The organism is Stenotrophomonas rhizophila (genome assembly GCF_003651185.1).
GTDB classification, from domain to species: Bacteria; Pseudomonadota; Gammaproteobacteria; order Xanthomonadales; family Xanthomonadaceae; genus Stenotrophomonas; species Stenotrophomonas maltophilia_Z.
Genome location: NZ_RCDC01000004.1, coordinates 1,959,227 through 1,978,609, shown reverse-complemented (window position 1 = coordinate 1,978,609; position 19,383 = coordinate 1,959,227). Strand labels below are relative to the sequence as shown.

Annotated in this window: 17 protein-coding genes; 11 read left to right on the top strand and 6 right to left on the bottom strand. The window is 67.7% G+C overall.

The features are described 5' to 3' along the window. Positions 1–25 precede the first annotated feature (25 nt). From BCL79_RS08755 to BCL79_RS08745, 3 genes are read left to right on the top strand one after another with little or no spacing between them, the layout of a single operon-like run. Complete coding sequence (locus tag BCL79_RS08755; RefSeq protein ID WP_121040030.1) at positions 26–2,734, top strand: TonB-dependent receptor; 2,709 nt, start codon at positions 26–28, stop codon at positions 2,732–2,734. A gap of 58 nt (positions 2,735–2,792) precedes the next feature. Then, complete coding sequence (locus BCL79_RS08750) at positions 2,793–3,485, top strand: PepSY domain-containing protein (RefSeq protein WP_121041249.1); 693 nt, start codon at positions 2,793–2,795, stop codon at positions 3,483–3,485. Beyond that, positions 3,482–5,320, top strand: coding sequence for a 2Fe-2S iron-sulfur cluster-binding protein (locus BCL79_RS08745; RefSeq protein ID WP_121040027.1), 1,839 nt, complete (start codon positions 3,482–3,484; stop codon positions 5,318–5,320). Before BCL79_RS08750 ends, BCL79_RS08745 begins: the two co-directional genes overlap by 4 nt. 43 nt (positions 5,321–5,363) lie before the next feature. Here the strand turns inward: BCL79_RS08745 and BCL79_RS08740 are convergent, their stop codons facing one another. The 3 genes from BCL79_RS08740 to BCL79_RS08730 all read right to left on the bottom strand — a co-directional run bounded on the left by BCL79_RS08740 (position 5,364) and on the right by BCL79_RS08730 (position 6,856). After that, a complete protein-coding gene (locus tag BCL79_RS08740; protein WP_183073708.1) occupies positions 5,364–5,888 on the bottom strand; it encodes a DUF411 domain-containing protein in 525 nt (174 codons plus the stop codon). Positions 5,889–5,949: 61 nt separating this feature from the next. Further along, complete coding sequence (locus tag BCL79_RS08735) at positions 5,950–6,249, bottom strand: hypothetical protein (protein ID WP_183073707.1); 300 nt, start codon at positions 6,247–6,249, stop codon at positions 5,950–5,952. Positions 6,250–6,496: 247 nt separating this feature from the next. Beyond that, the gene (locus BCL79_RS08730) at positions 6,497–6,856 is read right to left on the bottom strand and encodes a CopL family metal-binding regulatory protein (protein ID WP_183073706.1); all 360 of its coding nucleotides are present in this window, start codon (positions 6,854–6,856) and stop codon (positions 6,497–6,499) included. A 127-nt stretch (positions 6,857–6,983) separates the two neighbouring features. Here BCL79_RS08730 and BCL79_RS08725 point away from each other — a divergent pair, with 127 nt between their 5' ends. Both BCL79_RS08725 and BCL79_RS08720 read left to right on the top strand, forming a co-directional pair. Continuing rightward, positions 6,984–8,096: a PLP-dependent cysteine synthase family protein gene (locus tag BCL79_RS08725; protein WP_088433788.1), complete on the top strand. Its 1,113-nt coding sequence runs from the start codon at positions 6,984–6,986 to the stop codon at positions 8,094–8,096. Between the two features lie 118 nt (positions 8,097–8,214). Continuing rightward, positions 8,215–10,248, top strand: a complete 2,034-nt coding sequence (locus tag BCL79_RS08720; RefSeq protein ID WP_121040019.1) for a M3 family metallopeptidase — start codon at positions 8,215–8,217, stop codon at positions 10,246–10,248. 30 nt (positions 10,249–10,278) lie between these two features. Here BCL79_RS08720 and BCL79_RS08715 read toward each other — a convergent pair whose 3' ends face one another. After that, on the bottom strand, positions 10,279–11,079 hold the full coding sequence (locus BCL79_RS08715; protein WP_121040016.1) for an SDR family oxidoreductase: 801 nt from the start codon (positions 11,077–11,079) through the stop codon (positions 10,279–10,281). Continuing rightward, the gene (locus tag BCL79_RS08710) at positions 11,070–11,648 is read right to left on the bottom strand and encodes a DUF1415 domain-containing protein (RefSeq protein ID WP_121040013.1); all 579 of its coding nucleotides are present in this window, start codon (positions 11,646–11,648) and stop codon (positions 11,070–11,072) included. Before BCL79_RS08710 ends, BCL79_RS08715 begins: the two co-directional genes overlap by 10 nt. A gap of 211 nt (positions 11,649–11,859) precedes the next feature. Here BCL79_RS08710 and BCL79_RS08705 point away from each other — a divergent pair, with 211 nt between their 5' ends. From BCL79_RS08705 to BCL79_RS08695, 3 genes are all read left to right on the top strand, one after another. Beyond that, entirely contained in the window at positions 11,860–13,323 is a 1,464-nt protein-coding gene (locus BCL79_RS08705; protein ID WP_183073705.1) for a benzaldehyde dehydrogenase, read from the top strand. 14 nt (positions 13,324–13,337) lie between these two features. Beyond that, positions 13,338–14,465, top strand: a complete 1,128-nt coding sequence (locus BCL79_RS08700; RefSeq protein WP_121040007.1) for an NAD(P)-dependent alcohol dehydrogenase — start codon at positions 13,338–13,340, stop codon at positions 14,463–14,465. 88 nt (positions 14,466–14,553) lie between these two features. Continuing rightward, positions 14,554–15,654 (top strand): helix-turn-helix domain-containing protein, encoded by a 1,101-nt coding sequence (locus tag BCL79_RS08695; protein ID WP_121040004.1) that lies wholly within the window; start codon positions 14,554–14,556, stop codon positions 15,652–15,654. A 355-nt stretch (positions 15,655–16,009) separates the two neighbouring features. Here the strand turns inward: BCL79_RS08695 and BCL79_RS08690 are convergent, their stop codons facing one another. After that, the gene (locus BCL79_RS08690; RefSeq protein ID WP_121040001.1) at positions 16,010–16,492 is read right to left on the bottom strand and encodes a YajQ family cyclic di-GMP-binding protein; all 483 of its coding nucleotides are present in this window, start codon (positions 16,490–16,492) and stop codon (positions 16,010–16,012) included. Between the two features lie 78 nt (positions 16,493–16,570). On the opposite strand from BCL79_RS08690, the gene BCL79_RS08685 reads away from it, so the two are divergent. From BCL79_RS08685 to BCL79_RS08675, 3 genes are all read left to right on the top strand, one after another. Beyond that, positions 16,571–17,467: a DMT family transporter gene (locus tag BCL79_RS08685; RefSeq protein ID WP_121039998.1), complete on the top strand. Its 897-nt coding sequence runs from the start codon at positions 16,571–16,573 to the stop codon at positions 17,465–17,467. Positions 17,468–17,609: 142 nt separating this feature from the next. Then, the gene (locus BCL79_RS08680; RefSeq protein ID WP_121039995.1) at positions 17,610–18,617 is read left to right on the top strand and encodes a methionine ABC transporter ATP-binding protein; all 1,008 of its coding nucleotides are present in this window, start codon (positions 17,610–17,612) and stop codon (positions 18,615–18,617) included. Next, the gene (locus BCL79_RS08675; protein WP_121039992.1) at positions 18,614–19,303 is read left to right on the top strand and encodes a methionine ABC transporter permease; all 690 of its coding nucleotides are present in this window, start codon (positions 18,614–18,616) and stop codon (positions 19,301–19,303) included. The genes BCL79_RS08680 and BCL79_RS08675 overlap by 4 nt, the downstream gene beginning before the upstream one ends. Positions 19,304–19,383: the final 80 nt, after the last annotated feature.

The following is a 19,383-nucleotide window of genomic DNA, read 5'->3' as shown; positions in this document are numbered from 1 at the left end:
CAAGACCCCAAGCGGGAGAGAGAACATGTACGTCAAGACCCATGCCCTGGCCCTGGCCATCGGCACGCTGCTGAGTGCGGCCGTCACCCCATCGCTGCACGCGCAGGAAAGCCAGCCCGGCCAGGCCGGCGCACGCACCCTGGATACGGTCCAGGTGACCGGCAGCCACATCAAGCGCGCCCAGTTGTCCGGCGTCGGCCCGGTCAGCGTGATCGATGCCGAAACCATCCAGCGCTCGGGCGCCACCTCGGTGGATACCCTGCTGCAGCGCCTGCCGGCCTCGGCCGGTTTCGCGGGCAGCCAGAGCAACGCCTACTGGGCCGAAAACGGCTACGGCACGACCCAGGTCAACCTGCGCGGCCTGGGCATCAACCGCACGCTGGTGCTGCTCAATGGCCGCCGTATCGTCAATGGCGGCACCGGGGCCAACAGTTCAGTGGACCTGAACATCATTCCGGTGGCGCTGATCGAGCGCGTTGAAGTGCTCAAGGACGGTGCCTCGGCCATCTACGGTGCCGATGCGGTGGCCGGCGTGGTCAACATCATCACCAAGAAGGGCTTCGACGGGGTGCAGGCCTCGGTACGCTATGGCGAAACCACCCGGGGCGATGGGGATGACACGGCGGTCGATCTGGCCTGGGGCGTGACCGGCGAGCGTGGCTCGTTGATTGCCGGGATCAACTACGCCGAAGGCGGCACCGTGAACATGGCCTCGCGCGCGCCGTGTGGCTTGATCGAATCGGGCGGCAAGCTGGTCTGTTCGGGCAGTTCGGCGACGATCGGCGGGCGCGCGTTGCTGGCCGATGGCGCGCGCATCAACTTCCGCCAGAACCCGGGTGATCCGCTGTTTGAAACCTACAACGCGGCCAAGCACAACTACAACGGCAATCCCACGCTCAACGCGGTCAACCCGATCAAGCGGCTGAGCCTGAGTGTGTTCGGCGACAATCAGCTGAGTGACAGCGTGCGGGTGTTCACCGAACTGATGTACACCAACCGCCAGTCCGTTCAGCTGGCCACCGCCGGTTCGCTGGGGGTCTATCGCCCCATCAACATCGCTGCCAACCACCCGACCAATCCCACCGGGCAGGATCTGCTGCTGCAACGCCGGCGCCTGGAAGAAGCCGGCCCGCGACACTTCTCGCAGGAGACCAATACCTACCGCGCCGTCGTGGGTCTGCAGGGGCAGTTCGGCGTGGGCTGGGACTGGTCGACGGCCTTCAACCTGGGCCGCAACACCGGTGTGGACGGCTCGGACAATGTGGCCAACCTGGATCGCGTCGAGCAGACGTTGAACCGGGCCATCTGCAGCCCCCTGCCGGGGGCCGCGATTCCGTGCGGCAACTACCTGGGCTACGGGAATCTCTCCAGGGAGGTGCTGGATTACATCCTCTACACCTCGCGCGATACCGGTGGCAACGAACAGAAGAGTTTCACCGCCAGCCTCAGCGGCCAGCTCGTGGAGCTGCCCGCCGGCTGGGTGGGCGTGGCCACCGGCGTGGAAGTGCGCAAGGAGCGTGGCTGGCGCAACCCGGATGTGCTGACCGCCCTGGGCATCGGCAACACCAACCAGCAGGACCCGATCTCCGGCGAGTACACCGCCAAGGAGGCGTACGTGGAACTGGCGGTGCCGCTGCTGCAGGACAGCGTGATCGCCGATTCGCTGTACCTCAACCTGGCCGCACGCCTGTCCGATTACGACCTGTTCGGCCGTGACATGAACTACAAGGTCGGCCTGGATTGGCAGGTCAATTCCACGCTGAAACTGCGCGGTACCTATGCGACCGCGTTCCGTATTCCGAACATTCCCGAACTCTTCGGGGGCATCTCCGAAGGTAATCTGACCACCACCGATCCGTGCAGCCGCTGGAGCAGCCTGCCGGCCGACTCGGTAGTGCGGGGCAACTGCCAGGCGGCAGGGGTGCCGGCCAACTACGTGCAGCCGGGCAATACCATCCTGACCACCTCCGGGGGCAACGCGCAGCTCCGCCCGGAAGACGCGACCTCGGTCACCGCGGGCGTGGTGTGGACACCGACGTTCCTGTCCGGGCTCACCTTGACCGCGGACTACTACAACATCCGTATCACCAATGCGATCCAGCGCGTGGCGGGCTCGACCAAGCTGGCGATCTGCTACAACACGCCAGGCCTGGCGCATCCGTTCTGCGATGCCAGCAACTTCACCCGCAACCCGCGCACCGGCGAGGTGGATTTCCTGTCCTCGCAGCCGGTCAATGCCGCCAACGAACGCGCCACCGGCGTCGACCTCGGCGCGCTGTACGAGTTCGGGCTGGCCGGGGTCGATGCCAGCGTCAGCATCGATGCCTCCTACCTGCATCGCTACGACGTGCGTCCCTACGCCGGCGCGGCGGTGATCGAGTACGCCGGCAAGATCACCGGTGGCCGTGGCAGCTATGCGAAATGGCGCGCGCTGGGCGCAGTGAATCTCTCGCGTGAGGCATGGTCGGGCAGTTGGACCGCGCAGTACATCGGCCGCACCGACGACATCAATGCCGCGCGTGGCGCGATTGGCGACCACGCGCCGAGCGTGGTGTATCACAACCTGCAGGCCAAGTACGCCGCGACGCCCGCCCTGGACCTGACCGTGGGTCTGGACAACGCGTTCGACAAGAAGGCGCCCTTCATCCAGAGCTACACCGACGCCAATACCGACACGATGACCTATGACCTGCTGGGTCGTCGCTGGTATGCCCGCATCGGCTATCGCTGGTGATTGCGTGCGCCCCGCCGGTTCGCCGGCGGGGCGCCGTTCCTGAGAGAGGATGAAGACGATGAAACCCGCATTCTGGGCACGACGTGCCCACAAATGGATCGGCCTGATCGTGGGCGTGCAGGCCCTGCTGTGGATGCTCAGTGGCGTCTACATGACGGTGGTGCCGCTGGACGTGATCCATGGCGATCACCTGGCGCATGCGCATGGCGAGGTCCTGCCACGCGCCAGCGAACGGGTCGCCCCGGCCGAGCTGACCACGCGTTATCCCGGGCTGCGTTCGTTCCGGCTCACGCATGTCCTGGAGCGAGAGGTGTTCGATGTACGCGACGCCACCAGCAGATTCCTGGTGGACGCGCGGACCGGCGAGCGGCTGCCGCCGTTGGACCGGGACCAGGCGATCGCACTGGCGCAATCGCTGTATCAGGGAGACGGGCAGGTCAGCCGCGTGGAATGGATCACCCGGGCCCCCGCCGAAGCGAAGACCCGGCCGGTGCCGATGTGGGCGGTGCATTTTGCCGACCGCGGCGACACCACGCTCTACCTGTCGCCGGCCAGCGGTGATCTGCTGGCGCGCCGGCACAGCCTGTGGCGCTGGTTCGACTTCCTGTGGATGTTCCACATCATGGATTACGAAAACCGCACGGACGTCAACAACCTGCTGCTGCGCATCGCTGCCATCGCCGGGCTTGGCTTCGCGCTCAGTGGCGTGTGGCTGCTGTTCTACAGCTTCGGTTCGCGGAGGTCGGCATGACACCGTGGATGCGCACGCTGCACAGATGGCTCGGGTTGATCGTCGGCCTGCAGTTCCTGCTCTGGCTCGGCAGCGGCCTGATGATGAGCCTGCTGGACCCGCAGAAGATCAACGGCACCGCGCACCGCGCGGCCGAGCCCGCGCTGCCGGCCTGGCCGGCCACGACGCTGGCGCCGGCCGAGGCGCTGCGGGCCGCACGCAACGAGGCGGCCACACTGGATACCGGCTGGCTGCTGGACCAGCCGGTGTACCGGTTGCTGTCACCCCAGGGCACCGAGCTGATCGATGCGCACAGCGGCAAGCGCATCGAGATCGACCCGCGCTGGGCCCTGCGGCTGGCACAGGCCTCGTATCGCGGCAGTGGCGTGCCGGCCGATCCGGTCCATCTCGAGAAAACGCTGGAAACACGCGCCCATCCCGATCCGGTCTGGCGCGTGGATTTCGGGGATGAGGCCGGTACCTCGGTGTACGTCTCGGCCCAGAGCGGCCAGGTGCTGGAGCACCGCAACGATACCTGGCGCCTGTTCGACATCTTCTGGATGTTGCACATCATGGATTACACCGAGCGCGCCAACTTCAACAATCCCCTTGTGGTCGGCATGGGCATCGGGGGGCTGTGGCTGTCGTTGACCGGTCTGTGGCTGCTGGTGGCCAGCGTTCACCTGCGCGAGTTCATCCCGCGGCGCTGGCGGCGCCGACGCCAGCTGGCGGTGTTCGCGCCCGGTGGCACGCATCTGCGCACGGTCACCGCGGCCAGCGGCGACAGTGTGTACGTGGCGCTGGCCCGCGAAGGTGTCCACCTCCCCTCCAACTGCGGCGGTGGGCAGAGCTGTGGGTTGTGCGAGGTCCGCGTGCGTGGGGCGGCGTCGCGGGCCACCGCGGCCGATCGTGCGCACCTGCCGGCGGCCAAGCTCAAGGTGGGCAGCCGACTGGCCTGCAACCTGGCGGTGGATGAGGATCTGGAGATCGAAGTCGCCGGTGGTGCCAGCCTCTGGACCGAGCACTGGGCAACCGTTGAAAAGGTGGAGGCGGTGACGCCGTTCCTGCGCGAGATCCATCTGCGCCCCGACCATCCGGCCGATGCGCAGTTCCAGCCGGGCTGCTATCTGCAGCTGCATGTCCCCGAGTACACGGTGGCGCGCAGCGGGCTGTGGCATCCCGCCGAACACCGGCAGGACTGGGACAGGCTGTCGCTGCCGCCGACGCTGCACAACCGCAGCGAGGTGCGCCGGTCGTACTCGCTGTCCTCGCCCGTGGGCGATGTGCAGGGGCGGCTGCTGCTGCTTGCACGGTTCAGTCCCGGCTGGCAGGACAACAAGCGGCATCCGCCGGGCAAGGGCTCCACGTATCTGTACACGCTGCGCGAGGGTGACCGTGTGCGCTACAGCGGCCCCTTCGGTGATTTCGCCTTGAGTGGGGCCGCGCGCGAGAAGGTGTTCATCGGTGCCGGGGCCGGCATGGCACCGCTGCGGGCGATGATTCACCAGCGGCTCGGCGAAGGAGGGCAGGAGCGTATCCACTATTGGTACGGCGCCCGGAACGCACGCGATTGCCCGTATGACCTGCAGATGCAGGCGCTGGCCCAGCGGCATGCCAACTTCAGCTGGCACCCTGTGTGGTCGGAGCAGGCCGGCGGTGCGTGGGCAGGCAGGGATGGCGCGGCGGCTCATGTGCACGAGGTGATGCATGCGCATCTGCTGCAGGCGCATCCGGAGCTGTCCGCCTGCGAGTTCTACCTGTGCGGACCGCCGGCGATGCTGGCGGCCACGCGCCAACTGCTGCAGCGGCTGGGCGTCGACGAGGCGCGGATCGCCTACGACGACTTCAAGATCTGATCGGTCAGGCCCTGCCGGCCGTGTGCCGGCAGGGCGATGCGGATCAGGGGTGCTGCGAGAACCCGCTGACCTTGCCGTCCTGTTCCAGCAATCCGACCGTGAACGACTGCCGGTAGCCATCCGGCGATTCCATGCCAGGCGAGCCGATCGGCATGCCAGGCAGCACCAGGCCGCGCGCCGTGGGGCGTTCGCTCAGCAGGCGCTGGATATCGGCGACCGGAACATGGCCTTCCACCACGTAACCCTCCACTTCGGCGGTGTGGCAGGAGAGCATCTCGTCGGGAATGCCCAGGCGCTGCTTGATGGCGAGCATGTCCTCGGTGTCGTTGACCCGCACCGGGAAGCCGGCGGCGCGGCCGTGCTCGACCCATACGCCGCAGCAGCCACAGTCCGGACTCTTGTGCACGGTGATCAGGGGCAGGTCCTGCGTTGCCGCCGCGACGGAGGGCGGCGACACCGACGCTGTGCCTGCGGTGGTGGTACCGGGCGCTGCCTGGCAGGCGCTGACCAGCAGGGTGGTGCTGAACAGCGCGAGGGCCGGCAGCGCGGTCCTGTTGAAGAAGTTCATGACGTTTCCTTTCTATGGAGATGGCCGCGCACGGCAGCGTTGCCGTGCGCGGTCGCCGGGGTCAAAGCATGTTCATGCCGGTGTCGAATTCCTTCGCATCGAGCTTGCCATCGCGGTTGCGATCGCTCATGTCCAGGTGCGGCAGCAAGGGATGCTCGGCAGGCAGGTCGCTGCGGCGGATGAAGCCGTCGTTGTCACGGTCGAGCTGCTTGAACGCGGCCGCGTGCTTGCTGGTCGGTGTCGCAGCGGGGGGCTTGGCGTGGCCGGCGTGGTGATCGTGTCCGGCGTGGGCCGACTGGGCCAGTGCGGTCGGCGCGGCGGCAAGCAGGGCGACTACGGGCAGCAGGGTGAACAGGCGCATGGGAATCCTTCGAGAAGATGATTGAAAAGGTGGACGGAGACGGGGCTGCAGACGGAGGGCCGGGCCACGTCGCAGACATCGCGGTCGGGGTGGGGAGGCGATGCGATGACTGCAGTGGCGCGCTGCTGACGGTTTCGCCATGGCGAGGTGCATGCGGTCGCCACCCTCGCGCTGTGCGGCGGGCGGCAGACGAGGCAGGCAGCGTCGGCATCGGTCGCCCGTGAGGTGGCCGGCCGTCAGCGGCGGATCAGGCGATGGGAGGGCGGATCCGCCGGTCGGGTGCGAGGCTGCTCCGGCCGGCAATGGCGGGCAGGGGCGCCGTGGATCGCGGCAGGCCCATCAGCAACGGCAGCGCGGCGGGCAGCAGCACTGTGCCCTGTTGTGGGCAGTCGCAGTGATCATCGTCCACACACCCGGCGGCAGGGCCGGGCTGCCCGACGTCTTCGTCGGCGTGCAGCCCCGGGGCCGTGTCATGGCAGCTGCGCTCGGCAGCGCTGCTGCAGGCCACCGCGGTGGGCATCGCCATGGCCGTGGCGGCCCACGCCGAACCGACCGCACTGGCGATCAGCGTCAGGCACAGCAGCAGGAGCGTCAGGGAGCGAGGCAAGCGCAGGGCGGAGGCAGGTTCGGGACCGGCGCTCACCATAGCATCGCCGCCCGGCAAACCCGGCCATTCCGGTACCGCCGGGACGGACGCAGTAGAATCTGCTCAGCCTTCCTTCAAGTGTTCATCCATGTCCCAGCGTGAATGGGTAGCCGCGGCCATCCGCAAGATCGACGCCGATTTCAACCGTTCGGCCGATACCCACCTGATTCCGATGGACCTGCCCGGGTTCGAGGGCATCGACCTGTATTTCAAGGACGAGTCCAGCCACCCCACCGGCAGCCTGAAGCATCGCCTGGCGCGCTCGTTGTTCCTGTATGCGCTGGCCAATGGCTGGCTGCGCGAGGGGCGCCCGGTGATCGAGGCGTCCAGCGGTTCCACGGCGGTGTCCGAGGCATACTTCGCGCGCCTGCTGGGGCTGCCCTTCATCGCGGTGATGCCGGCCACCACCTCGCCGGAGAAGATCGCGGCGATCGAATTCCACGGCGGCCGTTGCCATCTGGTGGAGCGCGCCTGCGACCTGAACTGCGATTCGGAAACGCTGGCCCGCGAAACCGGTGGCCACTTCATGGACCAGTTCACCTACGCCGAGCGTGCCACTGACTGGCGCGCCAACAACAACATCGCCGAATCGATCTTCAAGCAGATGGCCGAGGAGCCGCATCCGGTGCCCGAGTGGATCGTGTGCAGCCCCGGTACCGGCGGCACGGCGGCCACGCTGGGCCGCTATGTGAGCTACCGCCGGCATGACACCCGCATCCTGTGTGCGGACCCGGAAATCTCCGTGTTCTACGACGGCTACTGCGCCGCGCTGGCCGGCCAGCCCTGGCGCGAGCTGACCTGCAATGGGGGCTCGCGGGTGGAAGGCATCGGCCGGCCGCGGGTGGAATCGAGCTTCATTCCGACCAGTGTCGATGCGATGGTCAAGGTGCCCGATGCGCTGAGCCTGGCCGCGATGCGCCACGTCACCCGCCAGCTGGGCCGTCGTGTCGGCGGCTCGACCGGGACCAATTTCATCGGCGTGCTTCAGGCCGCGCAGCTGATGCGTCAGGCAGGCCGCAGCGGCTCGATCGTGACCATCCTGTGCGACAGCGGCGATCGTTACGCACACAGCTATTACAACCCCGCGTGGTATCCGACGCAGGGCATCGACGTGGATGGCGCCGATACGGTGCTCGCGGCCGCAGTGGCCGGGCAGGGGCTGCCGGTGCTGCCCTGCGTCTCGCTGGAAACGCTGTACTGAGCGCGGCACCGGCTCTGGCGTGAACCTGGCCCATCGGCGTACGCCGGGGCCTTGTGCGGGGCGGGGGGCAATGCCATATCGTGGGGTGATGCCGCTGCAGCGGCCCCGTTGTCTGGAGATGCCTGTGACCCCCACCAACCCCCTGCTCGATTTTTCCGGCCTGCCGCGTTTCGATGCGATCCAGCCCGAGCACATCGCCCCGGCGATCGATGCCCTGCTGGCCGACGCCGAGGCCGCGGTGAAAACCGCCGAGACCGTCTCCCCGGTGACCTGGGCAAGCTTCGCCGAGCCGCTGGACGACGCTACCGAGCGCCTGTGGCGCGCGTGGGGCCAGGTCGGCCACCTGCAGGCCGTGGTGAACACCCCGGCGCTGCGCGAGGCCTACAACGCAACCCTGCCCAAGGTGACACGCTTCGGCAGCGCACTGGGCCAGAACCTGGCGCTCTACCAACAGTACCGCGCCCTAGCCGCCACGCCGGAAGCGACGCAATACGGCCCGGCACGTCGCAAGGTGCTGGAGAACGCGCTGCGCGATTTCCGCCTGGGTGGCGCTGAACTCGATGACGCCGGCAAGGCGCGGTACAGCGCGATCCGCGAGGAGCTGTCCGCGCTGTCGGCGACGTTCTCGCAGAATGTGCTTGATGCGACCGATGCCTGGTCGCTGCACGTGGACGACCGCGCCGAACTGGCTGGCCTGCCGGACGACGTGATCGCCGCTGCCCGCAGCGCGGCGGAGAAAGACGGCCTGGCCGGCTGGAAGCTGACGCTGCAGATGCCGTGCTACATCCCCGTGCAGACCTACGCCGAACATCGCCCGCTGCGCGAGGCGCTGTATCGCGCCAACGCGGTGCGCGCCTCCGAGTTCGGCGATGCCGCGCTGGACAACAGCGGCAACATCGATCGCGTGCTGGCGTTGCGTGCGGAGCTGGCCGCACTGCTGGGCTTCGCCAACTACGCCGAGTATTCGATCGCCACCAAGATGGCTGAGGATGCGCCTCAGGTACTGGGCTTCCTGCGCGATCTCGCCGCGCGCGCCAAGCCGTACGCGCAGCGCGACCGTGCCGAGCTGGAGGCGTTCGCCCGCGACGAACTGGGCATGCCGGCGCTGGAGGCATGGGACCTGGCCTTTGCTGCGGAAAAGCTGAAGCAGGCGCGTTACAGCTATTCCGAGCAGGACGTGAAGCAGTATTTCACCGAACCGAAGGTGCTCGATGGCCTGTTCAGTGTGATCCGCAGCCTGTATGGCCTGGAGGTGCAGCCGGATAGTGCGCCGGTGTGGCATCCGGACGTGCGTTTCTTCCGGGTGGTCGATGCGCAGGGCGCGCTGGTGGGGCAGTTCTATCTGGACCTGTACGCGCGCGAAGGCAAGCGCGGTGGCGCGTGGATGGATGATTGCCGCAACCGCCGCGAGACCGCGGCCGGTGTGCAGACGCCGCTGGTGTACCTGGTCTGCAACTTCGGCAAGGGTGCCGAGGGCCAGCCGGCCACCTTCAGCCACAGCGATGTGACCACGCTGTTCCATGAAATGGGGCATGGCCTGCATCAGTTGCTGACCCGCATCGGTGAGCTTGGCGTGGCCGGCATCAACGGCGTGGAGTGGGACGCGGTGGAACTGCCGAGCCAGTTCATGGAGAACTTCTGCTGGGAATGGGACCGCGTGCAGGCGATGACCGCACACGTGAGCACCGGCGAGCCGCTGCCGCGTGCGCTGTTTGACCGCATGCTGGCCGCACGCAATTTCCAGAGCGGCATGTTCACCGTGCGTCAGCTGGAATTCGCGCTGTTCGACATGCAGCTGCACAGCGAGTTCGACCCGACCCAGGACAGTGTGCAGGCGCTGCTGGAGCGGGTGCGCGATGAAGTAGCGGTCAACCGGCCGCCGGCCTGGAATCGCTTCCCCAATCAGTTCAGCCACATCTTTGCCGGTGGCTATGCGGCGGGCTACTACAGCTACAAGTGGGCCGAGGTGCTCAGCGCCGATGCCTATGCCGCGTTCGAGGAAGCGCCGGACAAGGTGACCGAGACCGGTCAACGGTTCCGCGATGAGGTGCTCTCGCGGGGTGGCAGCCGGAGTGCCGCCGAGAACTTCGCCGCGTTCCGTGGGCGCGCGCCGACGGTGGACGCGCTGCTGCGGCATAACGGGATGGTGTGACTGCGGCCGCGTGATCGGGCGGCACGTGGCTCACTCCGCGTAGATCATCTTCCGGCTCATGCCGCCGTCGACGATGTGGTCCTGGCCGGTGATGAAACCGGCCAGGTCCGAGAGCAGGAATACCGCCAGCGCGCCGATGTCCGGCGGCTGGCCAACGCGGCCGACCGGGTGCTGCGCATGATCGCGGCGGGAAAGCGTTGGCGTGCGCCGCCGTGAGGGCGCCTGCCAGGCGTCGGTGGTGATCCAGCCGGGGCTGATGCTGTTGACCCGCACGGCGGGGCCTTCGCTCAACGCCAGCGCATGGGTGAAGGCGACCAGCCCGCCCTTGGCCGCGGCATACGCTTCACTGTCCGGTTCGGACTGCCACGCACGCGTCGAGGCGATGTTGATGATCGCGCCGGCATGCTCGCGCAGGGCGGGCAGGGCGTGCTTGCTGCACAGGAAAGCGCCATGCAGGCTGGAGAGGCGGCGCTGCCACTCGGCCAGCGGCATCTCCGCCAAGGGCGTGCCGTGGGCACTGGCGATGCCGGCATTGTTGACCAGGCCATCCAGGCGGCCGAAGCGCTTCAGCGTCGCCTTGATCAGCGCCTGCACGCTGCGTTCGCTGGCCACATCCGCGCGCTGGAACGCCGCGCGCTCCGGCAGTGCCCACTCCTTCAGACACGCCTTGCCGGCATCGGCATCCAGGTCGGCGATCATCACGCTGCCGCCGGCGCCTAGCACCGACTGCGCGATGCCGCGGCCCACGCCCTGCGCGCCACCGGTGATCAGCACCACGCGATCGCGCAGCGGCTGTGCCGGCCAGTCGAGAATGGCCGGAGTCAGTGGCACGGCGGCATGTCGTTGCGGCCCAGCAGGCGCGTCCAGCCTTCGATGCCGAGCTTGTCCAGCGTGTCGATGTTGCGCTCCACGATCACGTCCGGATCCGGGAACGCGGCGACGGCGCGCTCGACGCTGTCTTCGCGCAGCAGGTGCAGGGTCGGGTAGGGCGCACGGTTGGTGTAGTTGCTCACGTCATCCGGCGCCGCGCCGGCGAACTGGTACTGCGGATGGAAGCTGGCCACCTGCAGGATGCCCTGCAGATCCAGTGCCTCGATCGCGGCATCGGCGTTGTCGAGAAAGTCGTTGTAGTCCAGGAAATCGGTCAGCACGTCCGGATGCACGATCAGCGTGGTGTCGATCTGTTCGGCTGGCGTATCGCGCAGCAGGATCAGCTCTTCGGCCAGCTCTTCCACCAGGGCTTCCGGGGTGGTCGCATCGCTGAGCACGAACCGCACCTGGTCCTTCACGTACACCGCCTTGGCGAACGGGCACAGGTTCAGGCCGATGACGATCTGCTCCAGCCATTTCCGGGTCTCGGCAATGGGGTCGTGGGTGGCAGTGGGGGAAGCATCGTTCATGGCGGGCGGTGTCGCTGGCTGGGGCCGTTGATTGTACGGCGCGGCGGTGAAGCGGGCGGATGCTCGGCTCCACTGTCCATTAACTGGACACCCGTCATCCTGATAAATCCTTATCCGGCAATCACTTGCAGTGATCGAGCCAACGGCCAATAGGCAGTGGCCCGCCGCAGGTATCCAATGGCCGGGTACACGACGCAAGGAGTTCTCAGTGATGGCAACACACGCATTCCTGCCGACGGCCACGTGGTCCGGCAAGCTGTTCGAGGGTCAGTGGAGCCGGGGTGCTGGCACCCAGGACGTGGTCGAGCCCGCCACCGGCGAACGCCTCGGCGAGATCGCGATGGCCGACCCGGCGCAGATCGCGCGCGCCGCCGCCACCGCCGCCAACGCACAGCGCGACTGGGCCAGTGCCCCGTATGACACCCGCGCGCAGATCCTGCGCCGCGCCGCCCAACTGGCCGAAGAGCACAATGACGAGATCGTGCAGTGGCTGGTCCGCGAAAGTGGCTCCACCCAGCTCAAGGCCGGCTTCGAGGCCAAGGTGAACACCAAGGCGCTGCATGAAGCGGCGGCACTGCCCTCGCGCAGCATCGGCGAAGTGCTGCCGTCCGAACCGGGCCGTCTGAATCTGGCGCGCCGCCGCCCTCTGGGCGTGGTGGGTGTGATTGCGCCGTTCAATTTCCCGCTGTATCTGGCCATGCGTGCGGTGGCGCCGGCACTGGCGCTGGGCAATGCGGTGGTGCTCAAGCCCGATCCGCGCACCGCCGTGTGCGGCGGCTTCGTGATCGCACGCCTGTTCGAACTGGCTGGCCTGCCTGCTGGCCTGCTGCACGTGTTGCCGGGGGATGGCGCGGCCGGCGCGGCGCTGACCAGTGACCCGAACATTGCGATGATCCAGTTCACCGGCTCCACCGCTGCCGGGCGCAAGGTCGGTGAAGCGGCGGGTAAACACCTGAAGAAGGTGTCGCTGGAACTGGGCGGCAAGAACTCGCTGATCGTGCTCGACGATGCGGACATGGATCTGGCCATCGCCAACACGGCGTGGGGCGTCTACCTGCACCAGGGCCAGATCTGCATGGCCACCGGCCGCGTGCTGGTCCAGCGCAGCATCCATGCGCGCTTCCTGGAAAAGCTGGTGGCCAAGGCCAGATCGCTCAAGGTCGGCAATCCGGCCGACGGCGAGGTGGCGATCGGGCCGTTGATCAATGCCCAGCAGCGCGACCACGCCGCGCGCATCGTTGCCCAGGCGCAGGCCGCCGGTGCCACCCTGGCAACCGGTGGTGGCTACAAGGATCTGTACTTCGAGCCGACCGTGCTCAGCGATGTGAGCCGCGACAACCCGGCTTTCCACGAAGAGATCTTCGCGCCGGTCGCGGTCGTGGTGCCGTTCGATACCGATGACGAGGCGGTGGAGCTGGCCAACGACAGCGAGTACGGCCTGTCGATGGCGATCGTGTCCAGCAACGTGGGCCGCGCGCTGAAGCTGGGCGAACGGCTGCGCACCGGCCTGCTGCACATCAACGACCAGACCGTGAACGATGAAGTGATCAATCCCTTCGGTGGCGTCGGCGCCTCGGGCAACGGCACCAGCATCGGTGGCCCGTCCAACATCGACGAGTTCACCCAGTGGCAGTGGATGACCGTCAAGGGCGAAGCCCCCGCGTACCCGATCTGATCCAGGAGAACCTCATGACTGCAACAGCAGAACTGCGCGACATCACCGTGGCCGTGGTGCGCGAAAAAGAACAGCCCTTCACGATCGAGAAGGCGCGCATCCGTGGCCCACAGGACGATGAAGTGCTGGTCCGCGTGGTCGCCACCGGCCTGTGCCATACCGACCTGATCGTGCGGGACCAGTACTACCCCGTGCCGCTGCCGGCGGTGCTCGGCCATGAAGGCGCGGGCATCGTCGAAGCACTCGGCCCGGGCGTGAAGGACCTCAAGGTTGGCGACCATGTCGTGCTGACCTACGGCGCCTGCGGCCACTGCAACCCCTGCAGCGGCGGCCACGGTGCCTACTGCAAGGATTTCTTCGGCCTGAACTTCGGTGGCGGTGCGCTGGACGGCTCCACCGCGATCCAGGATCCGGACGGCCACCCGCTGCACGATCACTTCTTCGCGCAGTCCTCCTTCGCCACCTACGCACTGAGCCGCGAAAACAACGCGATCAAGGTGCCCGATGATGCGCCGATAGAGCTGCTTGGCCCGCTTGGTTGCGGCATCCAGACCGGTGCCGGTGCGGTGATCAACTCGCTCAAGGTGACCGCCGGCAGCAGCTTCGCCAGCTTCGGTGCCGGCGCGGTCGGGCTGAGCGCGGTAATGGCCGCACGCGTGGCCGGTGCGACCACCATCATCGCCATCGATGTGGTGCCTTCGCGCCTGGAGCTGGCCAAGGAACTGGGCGCCACGCACGTGATCAACAGCCGCGAGGTCGATGTGGTTGAAGCGGTGCGCGGAATCACTGGCGGCGGCGCGAACTTCGCACTGGAATCCACCGGTCGTCCGGAGGTGCTCGCGCAGGGCATCGAGGCACTCGGCGGGTTGGGGGTGATCGGCGTGGTCGGCGCGCCGAAGCTGGGCACCAAGGCCGAGTTCGACGTCAACAACCTGCTGCTCGGCGGGCGCAGCATCCGCGGCATCGTCGAAGGCGACAGCGTGCCCAAGGTGTTCATTCCGCAGCTGGTGCAGCTGTACCAGCAGGGCCGCTTCCCGTTCGACAAGCTGGTCAAGTTCTACCCGCTGGATCAGATCAACCAGGCCGCCGAGGACAGCACCCGCGGTGTCACCCTCAAGCCGATCCTGACCATCGGCGGGTGAAACGGTCCGTCGCAGGCGTGCATGCCTGCGACGACGTACCAGTCAGCTTTGCGGGAGTAGGCTGTCGGTCCGAGGTGGAGATCGACCGATGGCCGCGATGGTTCTGGAACAGCAGCAGGTATTGGCCGCCGCCCGTCAGCGCTTCGCCGAGGGCGGCGCGCTGATGGACAGCGTGGTCAGCCCGCCGGTGCAGCGCTCCTGGGAGCGTTCGCGCCAGGCCGGGGTGCAGCCGCGGCAGGAGCCGTACTACGCGCCTCTTGCCGCGGCTGCCACGCGCCTGGACGACCCTGCCGACCGCCGCCTCGCACGCTGTGTGCGCGAGGACATGGACCACCTCTGGGCCGCCTTCGGTGGCCGCCAATGGACCCTGTTCTGCGTCAACGCCGATGGCCTGGTCATCGCCCAGCGCGAACACGGCCTGGCCGACGTCCCGGTACTGCGCCCGATCCAGATCGGTCGCCGCCTTCGCGAAATCGACATCGGCACCACCGCACCGGCCTGCAGCCTGGCCGAAGACGCGCCCGCCCTGGTGCGCGGCAACGAGCACTATCTCGACCGCTTCGCCTCGGTGTTCTGCCTGAGCGTCCCGCTGCATGGGCTGGATGGCGAAGTGCTGGGCGCACTGGATATCACCGGCACCGGCGAGCGCGATGCCGAGCTGTTGCACGGCTACTTCCGCCAGGCCGCGCTGTCGGCCGAGAACCGCCTCATGCAGGACCACCGTCCCTGCCACCTGCTGGCCGTGCAACACGACACCCGCTGGCTGCACTCACCGCTGCAGGGACTGCTGGCCATCGAAGAAGACGGCCGCGTGCGTGCCGCCAACCGCGTGGCCCGCCGCCTGTTCGGACTCCCACGACGCGGAGCCTTGCCCCTGCTCACCCTCGAGGGCCTGTTCGCCGGCGCCAGCATCCACCAGCGCCGCCGCCTGCTGCAGAGCGGCCCCGCCCACCGCGTCCGCCTGGATGACGACACCGCCGTGCACGTCCAGTACCTGCGCGGACCGCTCGCACCGCATGCCGGCGTGAAGCTCGATGTGCAGCATGCCAACGCCACGAACGCATCACTGCGCGCGCAGAACACACAGCACGTCCGCGAGACCGTGGCTGCCCACCAGGGCAACGTCAGTGCCGCCGCACGTCAGCTCGGCATCTCACGCACGACGCTGTACAAGCTGATTCGCGCGTAGTAACCAGCGCCCGGCGGTAAACACGCCGGAAGCCGCATCTTTTCGATCTGCGCAACGAGGTTGCCGGCCACGGGCCGGCACTACCGCTTTGCTCGCCCGTCCGCCGAGAAAGCGTCGGGGCGGCGGGTAGGGCCTGGCCTTGCCCGGACCATGAGCGGCATGGATGCCGCGACATGAGCCCCCATGGATGGGTTCGGCGGGTCCGGGCAAGGCCAGGCCCTACCCGCCGCAGCCCTCGCCAATGAATCGCCAGCCTTCTGCGATGAGCTGCCAGCGCCAAAGACAACGAAAGCCCCTCGGCAACAAACAGCGGCGCCCTTCGCTGGCGCCCTTCGCTACAGCCGTCCGGCCAAGATCAATCGCGGAAGTTATCAAACTGCAGCGGAACCTCGAAGGTCTCCTTCCGCAACAGCGCCATCGCATCCTGCAGATCATCGCGCTTCTTGCCCGTCACCCGCAGCTTGTCGCCATTGATCTGACTGTCCACCTTCAACTTGGCCTCCTTGATCGTCGCTGCGATCTTCTTGGCCACCTTCTGCTCGATCCCCTGCTTCACCGTGATCTTCTGCCGCGCACCGGCCAGATTGCTTTCGATATCACCAAACTCCAGGCACGCCGCATCGATCTTCCGCGCCGTCAGGCGCTGACGCAGGATGTCCGTCATCTGCTGCAGCTGGAAATCGCTCGGCGCGGACTGCGTGATCACGCTGTCCTCCAGCACGAACTTCGCGTCCACGCCCTTGAAATCGAAACGCGTGGACAGCTCGCGGTTGGCCTGGTCGACCGCGTTGGTCAGCTCGTGGGTGTCGACTTCGGAAACAACGTCAAAAGAGGGCATGGGCAAACTCCAACGGGTGAATGCCCCCATTCTATCAAGCCGCCATGGACGGGCCGGCCAAGCCGGCGATAATGGGCCATGAACACGCAGAAATCCCCCACCCGCGCCGTCGCCTGGATGCTGATCGCCGTCGCCTGCTTTTCGCTGATGGATGCCGGCATGAAGCAGCTGTCGGCCAGCTATCCCACCCTGCAGGTCACCTTCCTGCGCGGCGCGGCCTCGCTGCCGTTCGTGCTGGTCTGGGTGCTGGCCACCGCCGGCCCGCGCTCGCTGGTGCCCAGGCGCTGGGTCCTGCACCTGCTGCGCGGCGTGCTCGGCATGGTGATGATCGGCTGCTTCGTCTATGCCCTGCGCAGCCTGCCGCTGTCCACCGCCTACACCATCTACTTCGTCGCCCCGCTGCTGATCGCCGCGCTCTCGGTGCCGCTGCTCGGCGAGCACGTGGGCCCGCGCCGCTGGATCGCCATCGGCATCGGCCTGGTCGGCGTGCTGGTCGTGCTGCGCCCCGGTGTCGGCGGGATCATTTCCTTCCCGGGCCTGATGGTGCTGCTGGCCGCCACCGCCTATGCCCTGGCCGCGATCACGGTCAGCATGCTGACCCGTACCGACACCCCGCAGTCGATGGTGGTGTGGTTCCTGGTGATCATGGCCGTCGGCGCCGGCCTGCTGGCGATCCCGGACTGGCAGCCGCTGCAACTGGGCCATGCCGCGCTGATCGCCGGCATGGGCCTGGCCGGGGCAGGGGGGCAGGTCGCCCTGACCCGTGCTTTCCAGCTGGGGGAAGCCTCGATGATCGCGCCGCTGGAGTACACCGGGCTGGTCTGGGTGATCGGCTGGGACCTGCTGTTCTGGGGCGTGCTGCCCGACCAGGTGACCTGGCTGGGCGCGGCGATCATCGTCGCCTCGGGCCTGTACCTGCTGCACCGTGAGCGGGTGCGCCGGGTCCAGCCGCCCCGGCCGCTGGACCACCCCTGAGCCCGGCCGGCGCCCGCTGGCTGGCCGGATCACGGCCTCTTAGAACCAAACGGAATATCATTCCGCGCAACCGCACGGGTCAGGGCCGCCCCGCGCTGGTAGGCTGCACGCCCCCTCCCGTCGATGCCCGGTTGACCGCGAAGTGATCGAGTTCCAGCGCCTGCACAAATCCTATGCCGTCGGCGGCCGCGCGATTGCCGCGCTGCAGCCGCTGGACCTGACCATCGAGGCCGGCGAAGTGTTCGGCATCATCGGCCATTCCGGTGCGGGCAAATCGACCCTGATCCGGCTGATCAACCGGCTCGAGGAGCCCACCGGCGGCCGGCTGCTGATCAACGGCGAGGATGTCACCGCGCTCGATGCCGAGGGCCTGCGGGTGCTGCGCCGGAAGATCGGCATGATCTTCCAGCACTTCAACCTGCTCTCGTCGCGCACCGTAGCCTCCAATGTCGCCTTCCCGCTGGAGCTGGCCGGCACGCCGCGCGCGGAGATCGACGCGCGCGTGGACGAACTGCTGCGTACCGTCGGCCTGGAAGCGCACGCCAACAAGTATCCGGCGCAGTTGTCCGGTGGCCAGAAGCAGCGCGTCGGCATCGCCCGCGCCCTGGCCACCCGCCCGCAGATCCTGCTGTGCGATGAGGCCACCAGTGCGCTGGACCCGCAGACCACCGCCTCGGTGCTCAAGCTGCTGGGCAGGATCAACCGCGAGCTGGGCCTGACCATCGTGCTGATCACCCACGAGATGGACGTGATCCGCCGCGTCTGCGACCGCGTCGCGGTGCTCGATGCCGGCCACCTGGTCGAAACCGGCCCGGTCACCGAGGTGTTCCTGCACCCGCAGCACCCGACCACCCTCCGCTTCGTCAGCGAGTCCGAGCAGGTCGACGAGGGCGAACTGCACAAGGACTTCGAGGCTGTCGCCGGGCGCATCGTGCGCCTGACCTTCCTCGGCGCCGACACCTACGAACCGTTGCTGGGGCGCATCGCGCGCGAGACCGGCGTGGACTACAACATCCTGTCCGGCCGCATCGACCGGATCAAGGACACCCCGTATGGCCAGCTGACCGTGTCGCTGGTCGGGGGCGATGTGCAGGCCGCGCAGGCGGGCTTCGTCGCTGCCGGTGTCCACCTTGAGGAGCTGCGCCGATGATCCTGGCCACCGCAGGCGGGTTCTTCCGCCATCTCGACGCCGGCAAATGGGCCGATATCGGCCAGGCCACGCTGGATACCCTGCTGATGCTCGGCGGCTCACTGCCGCTGACGCTGCTGATCGGCCTGCCGCTGGGCGTACTGCTGTTCCTGACCGGCTCGCCGCAGCTGCACCGCAAGCCGGTGCTGTATGGGGCGCTGGCGCTGCTGGTGAACCTGCTGCGCTCGGTGCCTTTCATCATCCTGATGATCGTGCTGATCCCGCTCACGCTGTGGATGATGGGCACCTCGCTGGGCGTCCGCGGCGCGATCGTGCCGCTGGTGATCGGCGCGGCGCCGTTCTATGCGCGCCTGGTCGAAACCGCGCTGCGCGAAGTGGACCGTGGCGTGATCGAAGCAACCCAGGCGATGGGCGCCACCACGTGGCAGCTGGTCACCCGGGTGCTGCTGCCCGAAGCGCGACCGGGCCTGATCGCCGGCGCCACGGTCACGGTGATCGCGCTGATCGGCTTCACCGCGATGGGGGGCGCGATCGGCTCGGGCGGCCTGGGCGACCTGGCCTTCCGCGATGGCTACCAGCGCTCGCACACCGACGTGGCCCTGGTCACCGTGGTCCTGCTGCTGGTGCTGGTGCAGATCCTGCAGATGATCGGCGACCGCCTGGTCTCGCACTACAGCCGGAAATAACCGCTCGGTACCGACCGTTGGTCGGTACGCCATCCTCGACGCCGCGTCGTGGCTGGCCCTCCAGGCCGAGTACGATCTGA

Bases quoted from the DNA above. Each gene is read 5' to 3' on its own strand.
- BCL79_RS08755 (WP_121040030.1), top strand. From the start codon at position 26: ATGTACGTCAAGACCCATGCCCTGGCCCTGGCCATCGGCACGCTGCTG.
- BCL79_RS08705 (WP_183073705.1), top strand. From the start codon at position 11,860: ATGGCAACACACGCATTCCTGCCGACGGCCACGTGGTCCGGCAAGCTG.
- BCL79_RS08685 (WP_121039998.1), top strand. From the start codon at position 16,571: ATGAACACGCAGAAATCCCCCACCCGCGCCGTCGCCTGGATGCTGATC.
- BCL79_RS08675 (WP_121039992.1), top strand. From the start codon at position 18,614: ATGATCCTGGCCACCGCAGGCGGGTTCTTCCGCCATCTCGACGCCGGC.
- BCL79_RS08735 (WP_183073707.1), bottom strand. From the start codon at position 6,249: ATGCGCCTGTTCACCCTGCTGCCCGTAGTCGCCCTGCTTGCCGCCGCG.
- BCL79_RS08725 (WP_088433788.1), top strand. From the start codon at position 6,984: ATGTCCCAGCGTGAATGGGTAGCCGCGGCCATCCGCAAGATCGACGCC.
- BCL79_RS08750 (WP_121041249.1), top strand. From the start codon at position 2,793: ATGAAACCCGCATTCTGGGCACGACGTGCCCACAAATGGATCGGCCTG.
- BCL79_RS08740 (WP_183073708.1), bottom strand. From the start codon at position 5,888: ATGAACTTCTTCAACAGGACCGCGCTGCCGGCCCTCGCGCTGTTCAGC.
- BCL79_RS08695 (WP_121040004.1), top strand. From the start codon at position 14,554: ATGGCCGCGATGGTTCTGGAACAGCAGCAGGTATTGGCCGCCGCCCGT.
- BCL79_RS08710 (WP_121040013.1), bottom strand. From the start codon at position 11,648: ATGAACGATGCTTCCCCCACTGCCACCCACGACCCCATTGCCGAGACC.
- BCL79_RS08700 (WP_121040007.1), top strand. From the start codon at position 13,338: ATGACTGCAACAGCAGAACTGCGCGACATCACCGTGGCCGTGGTGCGC.
- BCL79_RS08745 (WP_121040027.1), top strand. From the start codon at position 3,482: ATGACACCGTGGATGCGCACGCTGCACAGATGGCTCGGGTTGATCGTC.
- BCL79_RS08690 (WP_121040001.1), bottom strand. From the start codon at position 16,492: ATGCCCTCTTTTGACGTTGTTTCCGAAGTCGACACCCACGAGCTGACC.
- BCL79_RS08720 (WP_121040019.1), top strand. From the start codon at position 8,215: ATGCCTGTGACCCCCACCAACCCCCTGCTCGATTTTTCCGGCCTGCCG.